General features: G+C 44.5%; 1 pseudogene. It reads right to left on the bottom strand.

The features are described 5' to 3' along the window. A pseudogene (locus tag K4Z77_RS09580) lies at nt 1-589 on the bottom strand (YSIRK signal domain/LPXTG anchor domain surface protein); the annotation flags it as partial.

Raw genomic sequence — 589 nt, 5'->3', positions numbered from 1 at the left:
ATTGACCGCGTAACTCGTAGTCTTCTTAACCACGTCGTCGCCTTCTTTGAGGTATTCAACCTCATCTTGGGCTGGGACTTTGACTACTGTGGTAGTTGACGATTTGATAACTGGTTTGCCTTCATGTGGAATGAGGCTGCCATCTGTCGGATTAACTGTATAGGTGGTAGTTACTGTACTTGTCCCCTGAGTACCAGCTATTGTTACATTTGCTTCACCTTTGGCTCTTGTGGTGTCTTTTTCATAACGAACACTTGGCTCGATTGGCGTAACCACAACTGTAGATTTGGCGCTATTTTGTTTGAAGATTTCCTTTTTCTCTGTTGGAGTAAGGGTACCTGTACTTGCATTGACCGCGTAACTTGTAGTCTTCTTAACCACATTATCACCCTCTTTGAGGTATTCAACCTCATCCTTAGCTGGCACCTTGACCACTGTCGAAATTGACGATTTGATAACTGGTTTGCCTTCATGCGGAATGAGTCTACCATTTGTAGGGTTAACCGTGTAGGTGGTGGTTACTGTTCGGGTACCTGGAGTGCCAGCTATTGTTACATTTTCTCCACCTCTAGCTCTTGTGGCATCTTTA

Origin of the sequence: Streptococcus mitis subsp. hohhotensis (assembly GCF_020089495.2) — a bacterium.
In the GTDB taxonomy this organism is placed as follows: Bacteria; Bacillota; Bacilli; order Lactobacillales; family Streptococcaceae; genus Streptococcus; species Streptococcus hohhotensis.
This window is presented reverse-complemented; position numbering and strand designations above follow the sequence as displayed.